Source organism: Micromonospora sp. NPDC047548, from assembly GCF_040642975.1.
Classification (GTDB): Bacteria; Actinomycetota; Actinomycetes; order Mycobacteriales; family Micromonosporaceae; genus Micromonospora.
Genome location: NZ_JBEYTI010000032.1, coordinates 50,747 through 65,767, shown reverse-complemented (window position 1 = coordinate 65,767; position 15,021 = coordinate 50,747). Strand labels below are relative to the sequence as shown.

Annotated in this window: 16 protein-coding genes; 9 read left to right on the top strand and 7 right to left on the bottom strand. The window is 70.5% G+C overall.

Translation table 11 applies throughout. The features are described from left to right. A partial coding sequence (locus tag ABZ807_RS25305) for an IS30 family transposase (RefSeq protein ID WP_357162769.1) occupies positions 1-364 on the top strand: 364 nt, incomplete at its 5' end. Positions 365-408: 44 nt separating this feature from the next. Continuing rightward, positions 409-711 (top strand): DUF1062 domain-containing protein, encoded by a 303-nt coding sequence (locus tag ABZ807_RS25300; protein ID WP_357162766.1) that lies wholly within the window; start codon positions 409-411, stop codon positions 709-711. Between the two features lie 152 nt (positions 712-863). On the opposite strand, the gene ABZ807_RS25295 is transcribed toward ABZ807_RS25300, so the two are convergent. Both ABZ807_RS25295 and ABZ807_RS25290 read right to left on the bottom strand, forming a co-directional pair. Next, positions 864-1,106, bottom strand: a complete 243-nt coding sequence (locus tag ABZ807_RS25295; RefSeq protein ID WP_357162764.1) for a DUF1877 family protein — start codon at positions 1,104-1,106, stop codon at positions 864-866. 17 nt (positions 1,107-1,123) lie between these two features. After that, positions 1,124-2,656 (bottom strand): NAD(P)/FAD-dependent oxidoreductase, encoded by a 1,533-nt coding sequence (locus ABZ807_RS25290; protein WP_357162762.1) that lies wholly within the window; start codon positions 2,654-2,656, stop codon positions 1,124-1,126. A gap of 233 nt (positions 2,657-2,889) precedes the next feature. On the opposite strand from ABZ807_RS25290, the gene ABZ807_RS25285 reads away from it, so the two are divergent. Further along, positions 2,890-4,137, top strand: a complete 1,248-nt coding sequence (locus tag ABZ807_RS25285; protein ID WP_357162759.1) for a hypothetical protein — start codon at positions 2,890-2,892, stop codon at positions 4,135-4,137. Positions 4,138-4,158: 21 nt separating this feature from the next. Here the strand turns inward: ABZ807_RS25285 and ABZ807_RS25280 are convergent, their stop codons facing one another. Together ABZ807_RS25280 and ABZ807_RS25275 are read right to left on the bottom strand one after the other, a co-directional pair. Continuing rightward, entirely contained in the window at positions 4,159-4,815 is a 657-nt protein-coding gene (locus ABZ807_RS25280) for a hypothetical protein (protein ID WP_357162756.1), read from the bottom strand. 127 nt (positions 4,816-4,942) lie between these two features. Then, positions 4,943-5,794: an aldo/keto reductase gene (locus ABZ807_RS25275; protein ID WP_357162753.1), complete on the bottom strand. Its 852-nt coding sequence runs from the start codon at positions 5,792-5,794 to the stop codon at positions 4,943-4,945. Positions 5,795-6,060: 266 nt separating this feature from the next. Between ABZ807_RS25275 and ABZ807_RS25270 the strand changes: the two genes are divergently transcribed. The 4 genes from ABZ807_RS25270 to ABZ807_RS25255 are packed head-to-tail and all read left to right on the top strand — an operon-like array spanning position 6,061 to position 10,765. Continuing rightward, positions 6,061-7,689, top strand: a complete 1,629-nt coding sequence (locus ABZ807_RS25270; protein WP_357162750.1) for a vWA domain-containing protein — start codon at positions 6,061-6,063, stop codon at positions 7,687-7,689. Further along, entirely contained in the window at positions 7,686-8,285 is a 600-nt protein-coding gene (locus tag ABZ807_RS25265) for a hypothetical protein (protein WP_357162747.1), read from the top strand. Before ABZ807_RS25270 ends, ABZ807_RS25265 begins: the two co-directional genes overlap by 4 nt. A gap of 10 nt (positions 8,286-8,295) precedes the next feature. Continuing rightward, entirely contained in the window at positions 8,296-9,441 is a 1,146-nt protein-coding gene (locus ABZ807_RS25260; RefSeq protein WP_357162744.1) for a hypothetical protein, read from the top strand. A 13-nt stretch (positions 9,442-9,454) separates the two neighbouring features. Continuing rightward, the gene (locus tag ABZ807_RS25255) at positions 9,455-10,765 is read left to right on the top strand and encodes a toxic anion resistance protein (protein WP_357162741.1); all 1,311 of its coding nucleotides are present in this window, start codon (positions 9,455-9,457) and stop codon (positions 10,763-10,765) included. A 47-nt stretch (positions 10,766-10,812) separates the two neighbouring features. On the opposite strand, the gene ABZ807_RS25250 is transcribed toward ABZ807_RS25255, so the two are convergent. Genes ABZ807_RS25250 through tnpA form a run of 3 tightly spaced genes read right to left on the bottom strand, consistent with a single transcriptional unit; the run spans position 10,813 to position 12,979 of the window. Next, positions 10,813-12,000 carry an endonuclease gene (locus ABZ807_RS25250; RefSeq protein ID WP_357162738.1) on the bottom strand — a complete coding sequence of 396 codons (1,188 nt, stop codon included), beginning with the start codon at positions 11,998-12,000 and terminating at the stop codon, positions 10,813-10,815. A gap of 56 nt (positions 12,001-12,056) precedes the next feature. After that, positions 12,057-12,551, bottom strand: coding sequence for a LysR substrate-binding domain-containing protein (locus tag ABZ807_RS25245; RefSeq protein ID WP_357162735.1), 495 nt, complete (start codon positions 12,549-12,551; stop codon positions 12,057-12,059). Between the two features lie 11 nt (positions 12,552-12,562). Continuing rightward, positions 12,563-12,979: an IS200/IS605 family transposase gene (gene tnpA / locus ABZ807_RS25240; RefSeq protein ID WP_357162732.1), complete on the bottom strand. Its 417-nt coding sequence runs from the start codon at positions 12,977-12,979 to the stop codon at positions 12,563-12,565. 23 nt (positions 12,980-13,002) lie between these two features. On the opposite strand from tnpA, the gene ABZ807_RS25235 reads away from it, so the two are divergent. Together ABZ807_RS25235 and ABZ807_RS25230 are read left to right on the top strand one after the other, a co-directional pair. Next, positions 13,003-14,235 (top strand): transposase, encoded by a 1,233-nt coding sequence (locus ABZ807_RS25235; RefSeq protein WP_357162729.1) that lies wholly within the window; start codon positions 13,003-13,005, stop codon positions 14,233-14,235. Further along, positions 14,196-14,990, top strand: a complete 795-nt coding sequence (locus ABZ807_RS25230) for an MBL fold metallo-hydrolase (protein WP_357162726.1) — start codon at positions 14,196-14,198, stop codon at positions 14,988-14,990. Before ABZ807_RS25235 ends, ABZ807_RS25230 begins: the two co-directional genes overlap by 40 nt. Positions 14,991-15,021 lie beyond the last annotated feature (31 nt).

The window sequence follows — 15,021 nt, the reverse complement described above, 5'->3', positions numbered from 1 at the left end:
CCGTACGGCTGAGCGGGTCGCTTTTCTCCTCGCGGCGAAGATGGAGACGCTGCCGGAGTTCATGCGTAACAGCGTGACCTGGGATCAGGGAAAGGAAATGGCCCGGCACGCTGATTTCACGGTGAATACGGGGATGCCGGTGTATTTCTGTGACCCGCACTCCCCGTGGCAGCGGGGCAGCAACGAGAACACCAATGGGTTGCTCCGGCAGTATTTCCCGAAGGGCACAGATCTGTCCTTGCATACTCAGGAAGAGCTTGATAGGGTTGCCGCAGAGTTGAATGGCAGACCGCGTGAAACGTTGAACTGGCTCAAACCGATCGAAGTGTTCAGCGATTTGGTAAGGAACGCAGTGTCGCCATGATCACTTGAATCCGCCGAGGGATCATGTTTACGCGTCCTCATATCGTGCTGTCCTGGACTGTTCGGCGCACGCGCCTTCCCCTGCTCGCGTTCCGCTGCGTCCACTGCCATTCCGGCCTCGCCAGTACCGGCGACGGGAAGTTCCGCGTCAATGCCAATGGCAAACTCCTCGACATCTGGCTCCTGGTCGCCTGCGTTTCCTGCGACCGCACCAGCAAAATCACCGTTCACGATCGCGTCCCGGTCCGGTACCTGGATCCGATCCTTCTGGAGGGCTACTCCGGCAACTCCTCTGCCCTCGTCGCCCGCGTCCTTCTCGACCCGCTGATCGCCCGGCGCAACCGGTGAGCCGGGGGTTGAGGAACATCGGAACGGAATCCGGCGGTAAGCCGAGCCGCCGCAGTGGGCCTGAGCCGGGGCGAGAGGCAAGGTGGCCATGCCCCGGACTGCATCACGCGGCGGTCCGCGCGCGGTCGCTCATGACCGGGCGCGAACGAAGGTCAGGGCCGGCCCGATACCGGCGACGAAGGTGAACGCCCCTCGTCCCAGATCGCCGGATAGATGTCGGCTGTGATGAGCTCTGCGGGAGCGTAGCGCTGGGCGAGCGATGCGAACGGGGTGTCGGTGAGGAATCGGGCTGTTTGGGCCACGTCGTCGGCGGTGAGCAGGCGGGGCGAGTCGTAGCCCCACTTGTCATCGGTGATCGGTTCGCTGACGCTGGCGTAGCGATCGCGACGGCTCACACCGTCGGCGCGACGGCCTAGTTGACCCCGGTGGGTCGACGGTCCGGGGCCCGGCCGCCGCCGACCGCGCTGACGGTACGCGCCGGCACGGTCGGCGCGTCCCGTCCGGTGCCCCGCCGGCCGTCGCCGTTGCCGCTGCTCTGCTCGTGGTAGTCCTGCTCCACGTTGACCGACCAGACGTCGTGGCCGGCGCCGTGGACGATGTTCTCGGCGGTCAGCATGGCGGTCAGCATCGAGTGGTCCTGGTTGTTGTAGCGGTGCATCCCGTTGCGCCCGACGGGGTGCACGTTGGGCAACTCCCGGGCCAGCCAGGCCCGGATGGTGTCGACGTTGTGCTGGTAGCGGTCGTCGTACACCGGGTAGGCCTTCGGCATCCGCACCACGTACCCGCTCTCCACCGCGCCCGGCCGCACCAGGCCGAGCTGCTCCAGCTCGGCGGTGGCCCGCGCGACGAGGTCCGCGTCGGAGGTCCGCCACGTCTCGTCGTCCTCGAACACGAAGTACTCCAGCCCCAGGCAGGTGCGGCCGTCCTTGACCAGGTACGGCGACCAGGAGCCGAAGTTCTGGATCCGGCCCACGTTCACCGCCGGGTCGTGCACGTAGATCCAGTTGTCGGGGAAGGAGAACTCCTGCGGCACCACCAGCGCCACGGTCAGGAAGTCGCGGTAGCGCAGGCCGGCGGCGCAGGCGAGTACCTCGGGCGGTGCGGCCGGCCGCACCGCGGCCACCAGCTCGGAGATCGGCATCGACGAGATCACGTGGTCGGCGGGGACGCGGCGTTCGCCGGCCGCCCCGTCGACGGTGACCGCCACGGCCCGCCCGCCGTTGCGGTGCACCGCCGTCACCCAGGCGCCGGTGGTGACCTCGCCGCCGCGCCTGCGGACCTCCTGCGTGCAGCGCTCCCACATCATGCCGGGGCCGAACTTCGGGTACTGGAACTCCTCGATCAGGCTGGTCACGTCGGTGCGGTTGCGGCGGGGCAGCAGCGCGTTGAGCACCGCGCTGGACAGCGACAGGTTCTTGATCCGCTGCGCGGCCCAGTCGGCCTGCAACTGGTCGGCCGGCATCCCCCACACCTTCTCCGTGTAGGTCTTGAAGAAGATCGAGTAGAGCCGCCAGCCGAAGCGCGCCGACACCCAGCCCTCGAAGTGCGACTGGTCCTTCGGCGGGCGCAGCCGCGCCTTCGCGTACGAGCCCATACAGCGGGCCGCCTCCCGTACGCCGAGGTTGCGCAGGGCGTTGCCGGCGTTGAGCGGGTAGTCGTAGAGCGCCCCGCGGTAGAAGATGCGGCTCATCCGGGGCCGGAGCAGGAACTCCTCGTCGGGCAGGATCTCGTGCCAGAACTCCTCGACCCGGCCCACCTTGGTGAAGAACCGGTGCCCGCCGATGTCGAAGCGCCAGCCGTCCCGCTCGACGGTGCGGCTGATCCCGCCAACCACCGCGTCGGCCTCGAACACCCGCACCGTGGCACCGTGCCTGAGCAACTCGTACGCGGCGGTCAGCCCGGCCGGCCCTGCCCCGATGACCACCGTGCCGTGACGCTCGTCCATCCTCACGCCGCTCCCTGACTCGGGGTCCTCCGGACGGGCGCGGTTACCCGTTTCCCGCGTTGACTCACGTCGGCTGCCCCCGAAACTCGGCTGCTCTCGAAACTCGGCCGGTCGGGGCGACGCCGTGGGGCCGGCAGGTGTCATCGGGCGCAGGTGGGGGATGACCGGCCGGCAGACACCCCGGCCGCCGTGGGCGGGCCGCGGGCCGGACCGGATCCGTGAGGAAGCGCCGCATGATCGACGGGCCGCGGGACACCGCCGTGGACCGCCGCACGCCCGCGGCCGGTCCGTCGGGGAGGTGGGACCGCCTGCGAGGCCGTGCGGGCGACCTGGCCGCCCGGGTGCCGGACCGCTGGCGGTACGTGTTCACCCTGTTCGTCGGCGCGAAGATCGTCCTTACCCTGGTCGGGTTGATCGCCCTGGCCGGGTGGGACGGGATGCCCGGCGCGCCCCCCGCCGACGAGGCCGGCATGCGCGCGGACCAGGAGGCGATCTCGCCGCACCGCTGGATCTCCATGTGGTTCGCCTGGGACGCGCTGCTCTACCACCACCTGAGCCGGCTGCCACTCACCGGCACCTGGCACGAGTTCGGCTTCCCGCTGTTCTACCCGTTCCTGGGCCGGGCGCTGGCGGTCCCGCTGGGCGGCGACACCGCCCTGGCGCTGCTGCTGATCAGCAACGTCGCGTTCGTGCTGCTGCTCTACTACGCCCTGCGGCTGGGCGAGACGCTGCTCGGCGACGACGCCTCGGCGCGCCGGTTCACCCGCTACCTGGTGCTGCTGCCGACCGCGTTCCTGTTCCAGGCGGCGCTGACCGAGTCGCTGTTCCTGTGCCTGGCGCTGGCCGCCTTCTTCTACGCCGAGCGGGGGCGATGGGTGACGGTGGGGGTGCTGGGCTACTTTCTCGGGCTCAGCCGCTCGGTGGGGTTCCTGGTGGCCGTCCCGCTCGCCCTGGTCCTGCTGCGCCGGCACCGCTACCGGCTCGACCCGCGCAGCCTCCGGGCGTACCTCCGGACCGGCTGGCCGCTGCTGCTGATCCCGGCCGGCTGGCTCACCTTCATGGCGTTCTGCCGGTGGAAGGGCGGGGACTGGTTCGCCTACAAGCACGCCCAGGAGAAGGGCTGGGGAATCCGCGTGCAGAATCCGCTGCCGGTGATCTGGCACGGCCTCAGCAATCCCGGGGACGCCGTACGGGTCGGGTTCGCCGTCGCCGTCCTGGTGGTCGTGGTCGCCGGTTTCCGCCGGATCGGATTGCCCTACGTCACGTACACCGTGCTGATGGTGCTGGCGCCGCTGTCGATGGGGTCACCGGTGTACAAGAGCCTGCTGCGCTACCTGCTCGCCGCGTTCCCGGTCGGCCTGGTCCTGGCCCGGTGGGCCAGGACCGCCACGGCCGACGCCTGGCTGAGCGCGGCGCTGGCCCTGTTGCAGGGCGCCCTGTTCGTGGTGTGGCTGGCCTACTGGCTGCACTTCATCATCTGAGGGGCTACGTCATCTGAGGGGCTACGTCGCCTCGCGGAACGGTTCGACGGCGGTCGTGTGCAGCCTGGTCAGCAGCTTCGCGGACTTCTCCAGGTCGCCGGCCTCGCCGGCGTTGAGCTCCATGACGTAGCTGCCGCGCGACACCAGGACGGTGCAGAGGTAGGAGGTGTCGTCGCTGACCAGCCGCTCGCACCAGGAGACCGTGTCCGCGTCCGCCGGCACCAGCGGCGCCTTGGGGCGTACGACGGTGGTGGTCGTCACGCCGTCCGGCTCCTGGTAGGTCCGGCACTTCGCCAGCGCCGACTTCAGCTCGCCGATCAGCTTGCGCCCCGGCACGGTGAGATAGCCGACGACGTACTGCCGGATCCAGACCTCCTCGCTGTCCCACTGCCGCTCCCGGTGCGCGGTCCGCTTCCGGTCCGACGGGAGACTGTCGCGGCACGGGTGCGCGAGCTTGAACGCCTCGGCGCTCTCCGACGTGACGTCCGTGATGGCCGGGTGGAAGTCGGTCAACTCCACCAACGCGGCCTTCACCTGGCCGCGCACCTCGGCGGTCGACGTCGGGGTGGGCCGGGGCGGTGGCGGCGGGGTCGGGGCGGCGGAGGTCGGCGGCGACCAGCGGGCCTGCGGCACCTCCTCGGCGGGGCCACAGGCGGCCGGTCCGACGGCGACCAGCATCGACAAAAGAACTGCGGAAGTACGGTGGCGCAACATCGCGGCGGAGGCGATCCTTTCGTACACGGAGAAGGGGCCCGCGGTGGGCCCCTTCTGAGTTGCGCCGTGGCGCCGCGCCGCGTTACACCCGTCAGCCCGGTATGTAGTCGAACTCGTCCGGGTTCGGGCCCTGCCGGCCGGCCTCGCCCCGGTCCAGCCCGCTGATCTGCTCCATCGCCGCGTCGTCGAGCGCGAAGTCGAAGAGGTGGAAGTTCTCCTCGATCCGCTTCGGGGTGACCGACTTCGGGAAGACGATGTCGCCGCGCTGCACGTGCCAGCGCAGCACCACCTGGGCCGGGGTGCGGCCGACCTGCTCGGCGACGTCGACCACCGTCGGGTCGTCGAGTACCTTGCCCTGCGCGACCGGCGACCACGCCTCGGTGACGATGTTGAGCTGCCGGTCGTACGCGCGGACCTCCTCGTTGGCGAAGTACGGGTGCAACTCGATCTGGTTGACCGCGGGCACCACGTCCGCCTCGGCGGCCAGCCGCTCCAGGTGCGCCACCTGGAAGTTCGACACGCCGATCGAGCGGGCCCGGCCGTCGCCCTGGAACTCCTTCAGCGCCTGCCAGGTGGAGACAAAATCGCCGTCGTAGCGGGTGGGCAGCGGCCAGTGGATCAGGAACAGGTCGATGTAGTCCATCTTCAGCGCGGACAGCGTCGACTCGAACGCCTTGCGGGCGTCGTCCGGTCGGTGGAAGCCGTTGTTGAGCTTGCTGGTCACGAAGACCTCGCCGCGGTCCAGGCCGGAGGTGCGGATCGCCTCGCCGACCTCGGCCTCGTTGCCGTACATCTCGGCGGTGTCGATGTGCCGGTAGCCGACCTCCAGCGCCCGGCCCACGGCCTCGGCGGTGTCCTTCGGCGCGATCTGGAATACCCCGAAGCCGAGCTGCGGGATCGTGTTGCCGTCGTTGAGGGGGATGTCGGGAATCGTGTTCGCCATCCGGCTCTCTCTCCCTTCGTCAGGGGGCGTCCGGCCGGTGGCCGGAAGCGTTTCCACGGGCCCGGGCCGGCCCAGCGCCTGTCATGCGCCTGTTCTACCCGATCGTGCCGCGTCGTCACGGGGCGTGGAGGGTGATCTGGGGCAACTGCCCCCGTCACCTCAAGTTCACCGGATGTTGGCCGTCCCGTTGGTTCGCCGGTGCTACCAACGACCCCGATCGGCCCGAATGTGGGGTCTGTCGTCGACCGAACGGAAACGGGGTGCAGGTGCGGGCCACGAGGTTCACGGCGCTGGCCGTGATGATGCTGGTGCTGGTCACCGGCTGCACGAACGGGAAGGGCTCCGCCGAGCGGACCGACGCGCCGGCCGCCGGCACGCTGCGGATCGTCGCCGGCAGCGAGCAGGAAAGCGTCGTCACCACCATCGTCAAGCCGTGGTGCGCGGCCCGGCACTACACCTGCGACGTGACCTTCAAGGGTTCGGTGGACCAGGCGCGGCTGCTCGCCGCCGGCAGCCGCGACCACGACGCGTACTGGTTCGCCTCCAGCGTCTTCCTCCAGTTGGGCGACCGGGCCAACGCCCTGCAGGACGTCCGCCCGATGTTCCTCACCCCGGTCGTCTTCGCCGCCTGGCGTTCCGAGATGACCAAACTCGGCTTCGCCGGCCGCTCCGACGTGCCGATCGCCGACATCCTGCGCGCCGTCGAGTCGGGCCGGACCCGGGTCTGGATCACCAACCCCACCCAGTCCAACTCCGGCGCCACCGTGCTGTTCGGCTTCATGAACCACTTCGCCGGCAACGGCCCCGGCGCCCCGCTGACCCAGCAGCAGCTCGACTCGCCCGCCGTCGAACAGGGCGTCACCCGGTTCGTCAAGGCGATGGACCAGACCCCGCCGTCGACCGGCACCCTGATGACCGAGTGCCTCGCCCACCCTGACCAGTGCCGGGCCATGTTCACCTACGAGGACCTGGTCATCGAGAAGAACGCCGAACTGGTCAAGGCCGGCCGGGAACCGCTGCTCGTGGCGTACCCCCGGGGTTCCCTGGCGGTCAGCGACGCGCCGCTGGGCTTCCTCCCGCACGACGGCAACGACGGCGCCCGCCGGATCCTCACCGAGCTGCAGGACCACCTTCTCTCCGACGCCGACGCCCAGGCCGCGCTGCTCAAGCTCGGCCGCCGGCCCGCCGCCGGGGTCGGACTCAGCCTCGACAAGCCGGACCCGGAGGTGTTCAACCCGGCCTGGGGCATCCAGGGCACCATCAACGAACAGGCCATCCAGTTCCCGGCCGCCCCGGTCATCCAGGCCGCGCTGGACCGCTACCAGACCCGCTACCGCCGTCCCGTCGCCGCCTGGTACTGCCTCGACGGCAGCGGCTCGATGGGGGACAACGACGGCTGGACCGGCATCCGGGCCGCCGCCGGGCAGATCTTCGACCCCGACCAGGCGGCCCTGAACTTCCTGCAGACCCACCCGCAGGACAGCACCACGGTCGGCATCTTCAACGCCGGCATCACCGGCGGCAGCCCGTGGACCGTCCAGGGCAACGACGGCGCCGCGCTGCGTGACCTCGCCGGCAAGGTCACCGACTACCGGCCCGACGGCGGCACCAACATGTACGCCTGCCTGCAGCGCGCCGCCCAGGACCTCGGCCGGGCGCAGCCCGGGGACCGCAAGCGGTTGGTCGTGCTGATGACCGACGGCCAGTCCGGCGCCCGGGACCGGGACGGGGCGCTCACCGCCCTGAAGGCCGCCGGGGTGCCGGTGGTCGCCATCGCGTTCGGCCGCGACGCCGACCCCCGCCAGTTGCAGGAGGTCGCCGCAGCCACCAACGGCACCTTCGTCCGGCAGGACGACCTGGTGGCGGCGCTGCGGCAGGCGGCGGGGTACAAGTGAGACACCGGCTCGCCGCACCTGTGGCGCTGGCGGCGGCGGTGGCCGCATTCGCCGGGGTCTTCGCCCTCACCGGCAGCCTGCTCTGGTCGCCGCTGCTCGCCACCGCCACCGCCCTCGGGCTCTACCTGATGGTCGACGACCGCACCGCCGCCAAGATCGACAGCGACAGCTACGCCGACGATGCCAACGCCCGGGTCGACGAGGCGCTGCGGGTGCTGCGGGGCATCGAGCGGCTCAGCCGCGACGTCGGCCACCCCGAGGCCCGCCGCGCCCTCCAGGACGCCTGCCGGTACGTCCCGGAACTGTTCGACCGGGTACGCGACCGATCACCCGACAGCCTCTACTCCACCGCCGCCCAGGTCGGCGGCCACCTGCGCAGCCTCGACGGCGTCATCCGGCAGTACCTGGACATCCAGCGCCAGCCGGTGCTCTACCACGACCCCGAGCGGCTGCAACGCGACGGCGAGGTGGCGTTCCGGCGCTTCGCCGATTTCGCCCTGGACAGCGTCCGGCTGGTCAACCAGGGCGAGATCGCGCAGTACACCGCCAACCTGGACACCGTCGCCCCACCGAGCCTGCCCGACCTGGGCCGATGAAGGAGTCACGTTGAGATTGCCGAGCATCATCCGGTTCCTGATCGGACTGGTCACGGTGATCGTCGTCTGCGTCGCCGCGGCGGTGCTGTGGAAGCGGTCCGCCGACACCCCGCCCGCCGCCGGCCCACCCACCACCGTCGCCTGTGTGGGCGGCTCGGAGAAGTCCGAGTTGATGGCGGACGCCGAGGTCCAGCGGATCCTGCGCGGAACCTACCGGCTGGACGTCACCTTCCAGCCGCTCGGCTCGTACGACCAGGTGCAGTTGAGCACCGACGTGATCAAGGCCCGCAAGCTGGACTGCCTCTGGCCGTCCAGCGGCAGCGCCCAGGGCGTCTTCGAAGCCCAGCACGCGGGGGCGTTCCCGGACTACCGGGCGGAGAACCTGCTCCAGTCGCCGGAGGTCATCTACGCCGGGCCGCGCGGCACCGACGCGCTGATCCGCAAGGGCATCGTCCAGCGCCGCGGCGAGCGGTACTTCGTGGTGGACATGAAGGGCCTGCTGCTGGACCAGGTGGTCAAGCGCGGCACCTGGGAGGCGATCGGCGCGGCCGACCTGCGCGGCCCGATCACCGTGGCCAGCACCGACCCGGCCAAGTCCAACAGCGGCTTCACCCTGGCCCAGCTCCAACTCAACATCATCGCCACCGCCGACGGCTTCTCCGCGCCCAGCCTCGCCCAGGCCCGTAAGGCGCTGCCGACCATGCGGGCCCTGCACGACGCGCAGGGCCTGCAGTCGCGCAGCTCCGACTCCGGGTTCCGGGAGTGGCTCACCCAGGGCGGCGAATTCAAGGCGCCGCTCTACGCCGGCTACGAGAACCAGATCATCCAGCAGGTGGTGCAGAGCGGCGACAACAGCGCCGCCCTGCTGAAGAACGTCCGGGTGCTCTACCCGGACCCGACCATCTACAGCGACCACCCGCTGCTGGCCCTCGACCCGGCCGCCGGCCGGTTCGTCGACGCCATGAAGGACCCGAAGATCCAGGAGATCGCGTGGAAGCGGTACGGGTTCCGCTCCGCCGTGCAGGTCGGCGCGAACGACGTCGCCGACTTCCCCGGCATCGGCCTGGCCGACCAGATCCGCGCCGCGCCCGCGCCCGCCGCCGACGTGACGCTCGCGCTGCTCAGCTGCATGAAGAACGCCAGCACCTGCAAGTGAAGGGGACCACCTCATGACCGAGGGACTGCAGATCGACTTCGGCAGCATCGTCGGCGGCCCGGCCGACCCGCCCGCCGGCGCCGCCGACGCCGCCATCACCACGGCCCTGGCGACCAGCGCCGAGCCGACCACGTTCGCGTGCAGGGACCTGCTCACCCCGGCGCAGCTCGGCCAGGCCCAGCAGGCCGCCCGGCAGCTCTACCCGACGATGCTCACCAACACCGAGGCGCTGGGCAGCTTCGGCAACCAGGCACTCGACCAGGTCAACGCCCAGGTCAGCCGGATCTTCCGGGAGGTCGGCCGGGTCGACATCCCGGAACTGACCGGCATCATGCACGAGATCAACGACCGGATGCGCAGCTTCCGCCGCAAGTACGACCCCAGCGACCCGAAGGTGCGCGAGACCTTCACCAAGTTCTCCGACGCCATCCGCGGCCTGTTCCGCAAGGGCCGCGACCTGCTGGAGATGCTTTTCGAGGAGGCCCGCACCGTCGAGCAGCAGCTCGACCGGGTCGCCGGGCAGCTCACCGACAAGCAGCTGCAGCTGCGTCGCAACGTGGTGCTCTGCGACGAGCTCTACAAGGCCAACGAGGCGGCCATCGGCCAGCTCGTCGGGGCGATCGCGGTGATGGAGCTGGTCCGCGACGAGGCCCTCGCCGACGCGCAGTCCATCACCGTGACGCCGGGCGCCCCCGACGAGCGGGACCAGCGGGAGCGGCTCTCGGTGGTCACCGAGTTCGTCCAGGCGCTCGAGGTGCGGATCAACGAGTTCCAGCAGCGGCTCTTCGTGGCCTGGTCCACCTCGCCGCAGGTGCGCAACATCCGCACCCTCAACTACGGCCTCGGCCAACGGCTGGCCCTGCTGATCAACCTGACCATCCCGACGATGAAGCTGACCATCGCCCAGTGGGCGCTGCTGCTGCAGGCCAACCAGGCCGCCGACATGCAGCAGGCGGTCGCCGACGGCGCCAACGACGTGCTCTCGGCGTACGCGGCGGCGTCGCGGACGGCGGTGCCGCAGATCGCCCGGGTGATCCAGACGCCGACGGTGCGCCCGGAGACCATCCTGGAGGTCGCCGAGTCAATCGACGCGCAGGCCCGGGGCATCGAGGAGGCGGTCCGCTACGGCCAGCAGAAGCGGGCTGACGTGGTCGGGGCGATCGTCACCGCCAACCGGTCCATGTCGGAGTCCTCGCAGCGGCTCAGCCGTACCGTGGTGGAGCTGGTCACCCGGGCCAAGGAGCCGGTAGCGCTCCCGGCCGGGCCGCAGCTGCCCTCGGCGGTGCTGGAGCAGGCCCCGGCGGTCGTCCCCGCGCCGCGCTGATCGGTGGGGGTCGCCGGCGCGGAGGCCCGCGCCGGCGACCCTCGCCGTCAGCCCCAGATCGCGGTCGCCCACTCCGGGTGGTCGACGAACGGGTTGCGATTGCCCTGCCAGCGCTCGTAGATGCGCTGGTTGCGGCGCTGCTCGAAAGCGTCCGGCGGGTCGAGCTTGTTCCACGCCAGCAGCACCGACTGCCGGCCCAGGTACGGGGCGCTGCCGTTGGCGACGGAGTTGTTCATCTCCAGGTCCGGCCAGCCGTCGTCGCCCTCGTACCGGACCGCCATGTACATGATCATGCGGGCCACGTCGCCCTTCACCGCGTTGCGCGGCTCGAACGAGTCGGCGTCGGTATAGCAGCCCGGGGCCTCGGCGACCGTGCTGCCGTCGGCGTCGAAGTCCTTGTTGCCGCGCAGCGAGTTGACCGAGACGTCCTCGGGGCGCAGGTGGTGCACGTCGGTGCCGGGGCCGGTGGCGGTGCCGAAGTCGCCGTGCGACTTGGCCCAGACGTGCTCCCGGTTCCAGTCGTCCACCCCGCCGCCGTTGCTGGTCTTGGTCTGCGAGCGTCCGGTGTAGAGCAGCAGCACGTTGTTGGCGTTGGCGGGGTCCTGGTCGGTGTCCTTGAGCGCCTCCCAGACCTGGTCGTAGGTGAGCCTGGTCTGGGTCCGGATGATCGAGTGCAGGGAGCTGCGCAGCGCGGTGCCGGTCTTGCCGACCGCGCCGGCGTAGTACGTCGAGTCGTACGGGCCGGCGGTGGAGGTGGGGGTGGGGGAGGCGGTGGGGGTGGGCGACGGCGGGGTGCCACCGAGGCTCATCGCGGTCGGGTTTTTCAGCCCGCCGTGACTGAAGTAGGCGGTCAGCGTCCCCGTCGCGGTGACCTGCTGGCCCCGCAGGCCCGGGTTGGTGAGCAGCCCGAAGCTGCTGCGAAACGCCGTGGTGACCTGGACGTAGAGCATTCGCCCGGTGCTGGTCTCGGTCGCGGTGTCGGCGATGGCGATCGCGGTGTCGGCGGTGAAGTTGGAGGTGATCACCGTGCTGGTGGCGGTGGGTTGACCGATCACGTACCCGGTGACCGTGGCGGTCCGGCCGTCCTGGGCGGCCAGGGCCTGCGCCACGGTCAACGTGGTCGCCGCCGCCGCCGACGTCGCGGCCACCGCCACCGAGGTCAGCAGCGTGACGGCGAGCGCGAACGCCGTGACCAGCCGCCCGGGTCGCGGGCGGGTGATGTTCTTCGTATTCATGGTCGGCGATATTAACGGGCTCGCGGTGAACAGCGGGAGGGCGGCGCGCGAACTTCTCAGTCGGACGTCGCGTCGAACAGCACCGGCCAGGGCCGGGCCGACGGCGCCACCGCGGCCGGCGGCGTGGGCTCGACCGTGGCCAGCACCTCCGCCGCGAGCTGCCCGAACATCGGTGCCGCCGGGTGGGCCGAGCGGCCCGGCCAGGCCGCCGCGGTCCGCTTCACCAGCGGCTGCCCGGCCAGCGGGCGCCAACCGATCCGGGGTTCCCGGCGGGCCAGCGACTCCGGCTCCAGCGCCACCGCGCCCCCGGAGAGCAGCAGACCGAAGATGAACTCCGGATTACTGGCCGGCCGCACCCGGCCCGGCGTGAAACCGTGCCGGCGGCAGACGTCCAGCACGTGGTCGTACCAGCCGGGGGCGGTGGACCGCGGCGCGGCGACCAGGTCCAGCCCGGCCAGGTCGGCCAGGGCCACCTCGCGCGGGCGGGCGAGCGGCGAGGCCCGGGGCAGCAGCACCCCCACCGGTACGGCCACCGGCGGGCCGAAACGCAACCCGACGTGCTCTAACCCGGCTGGTTCTGCTGCTCGATGTACTGGCGCAGCACGGTCAGGGGTGCGCCGCCGACGGAGCCGGCGAAGTACGAGGCGGACCAGAGGCGATTGGCTCGGTGGTAATGGCGTACGAGGTCGGGAAACTCCTGGCGCAATCGACGCGAGGAGACGCCTTTGAGGCTGTTGACCAGTTTCGACAGGGCGACCTTGGGCGGGAAGTTCACCAGGAGGTGGACGTGCTCGCCTTCACCGTTGAACTCCACCAGCTCGCACTCGAAGTCGGCGCACACGGCCCGCATGATCTCCTCCAGGCGGGTCAGGTGCTGGTCGGTGAACACCCGGTGCCGGAACTTCGTCACGAAGACCAAGTGGGCGTGCAAGACGAAAACGCAGTGCCTGCCGGTACGGACGTTCTCAATTTCGACCATAGACCAATGATAGGCTGTCCGATGTGCAGCTTCGGTACAACTGCCGCGTCTGCCCGACGCCCGCCCAGCAGGAAGCGCTGGCGCGGGCGTTCGGGTGCGCGCGGGTGGTGTTCAACGACGGGCTGCGCGCACGCCAGCAGGCGCGAACCGCCGGGCTGCCGTACGTTCCGGACGGCGACCTGTCGAAGCAGATCATCACCCAAGCCAAGCAGACTCCCGAACGGGCGTGGCTGGGTGAGGTGTCCGCAGTCGTGCTCCAGCAGGCCCTGGCCGACCTCAACGTCGCGTACCGCAACTTCTTCGCCTCGCTGTCCGGCAAGCGCAAGGGCCGCAAGGTCGCGCCGCCGCGGTTTCGGTCCCGCAAGGACAACCGGCAGGCCATCCGGTTCACCAGGAACTCCCGGTTCGTGGTGCTGGACAATGGCCGGCTCCGCCTGCCGAAAATCGGGGACGTGCCGGTGCGCTGGTCCCGGAGTCTGCCGGCCGAGCCCAGCTCGGTGACGGTGGTCAAGGATGCGGCGGGCCGCTACTTCGCCTCATTCGTTGTCCAGACCACCGATCAGCCGCTCCCGGAGACAGACTCCGAGGTAGGCATCGACCTGGGGCTGACCCACTTCGCCGTTCTGTCCAACGGGACGAAGGTGACCGCGCCGAAGTTCCTGCGTCGGGCGGCCCGCACGCTGCGCCGGTTGCAGCAGGACCTGTCCCGCAAGCAGCGCGGGACCCAGAACCGCAAGAAAGCCGTCGTCAAGGTCGCCAGGGAGCATGCGCGGGTGGCCGATACCCGGCGGGACTGGCAGCACAAACTGTCCACGACGATCATCCGCGACAACCAAGCGGTGTACGTCGAGGACCTGTGCGTCGTCGGTCTCGGCCGGACCCGGCTCGCCACGTCGGTACACGACGCCGGGTGGGCCAGCTTCACCGGAATGTTGGAGTACAAGGCTGCCCGGTACGGGCGTACCTTCGGCCGGGTGGACCGGTTCTTCCCGTCCACCCGAATGTGCTCGAACTGCGGCCGGATCAACGAGAAGTTGCCGCTCGGCGTTCGATCGTGGGTCTGCCCGTGCGGCAGCACCCACGATCGGGACGTCAACGCGGCCATCAACATGCTCGCGGCGGGACGCGCCGAGAGCCCAAACGCCTGTGGAGCGCAGGTAAGACCGGCATCCGTGCCGGCACCGCGCGGGGAAGCAGGAATCCGCCCGGACGCCGCGTGTTCCACGCGCAGCGTGGAGGGAATCTCCGTCCTCTAGGGCGGAGAGATCGTCAAGACACCGGCCTGTTCACCGGCGCCTTCGACCCGGCCACCCCGCTGACCGTCGACACCGCCCTCGTCGACTCCCTCGTGGACCGGGCCACCACCGTGCTGGTCACCCACACCCACTGGGACCACTACAACGACGTGCCGCACATCGCCGAGCGGACCGGCGCCCGGGTCTTCGGCACGCTGACCGCCTACCACCTGGGCCTGGCGTACGGGCTGCCGGCGGGCCAGCTCAGCCCGGTCTCCGGCGGCGAGATCCTCGAATTCGGCGACCACACGATCGAGGTGGTCAGCTCCCTGCACAGCCGAAACGCCGGCTGGTCCCTGGCCTTCCCCGGCGTACGGGTCACCCCGCCCACCCGGCCCGCCACCATCGCCGACCTGCCCGAGGGGAACACCCTGGCGTACCAGATCCGGGTCGACGGCGGCCCGTCGGTGTTCTTCATGGGGGCCAGCGACTTTGCCGAGCGCAACCTCACCGGCCTGGCCCCCGACGTGGCCATGGTGGCGTTGCAGGCCACCACCTCGACCGCCGACTACGTGCCCCGGCTGATGGCCGCCCTGGACCACCCGAAGGTCGTGGTGCCCGTGCACTGGGACAACTTCGAGACCCCGCTGACCAACCCGCCGACCGTGCACCCCACCGACCGGCGGCGCCTCGACGACCTGGTCGCCGCGGTCCGCCGGGCCTCCCCGCGCACCCGGGTGCTGGTGCCGGAGTACGGGACGGCGTACCACTTCTGACCGGCAACGGCGGCGGGGCCGGGATCACGTG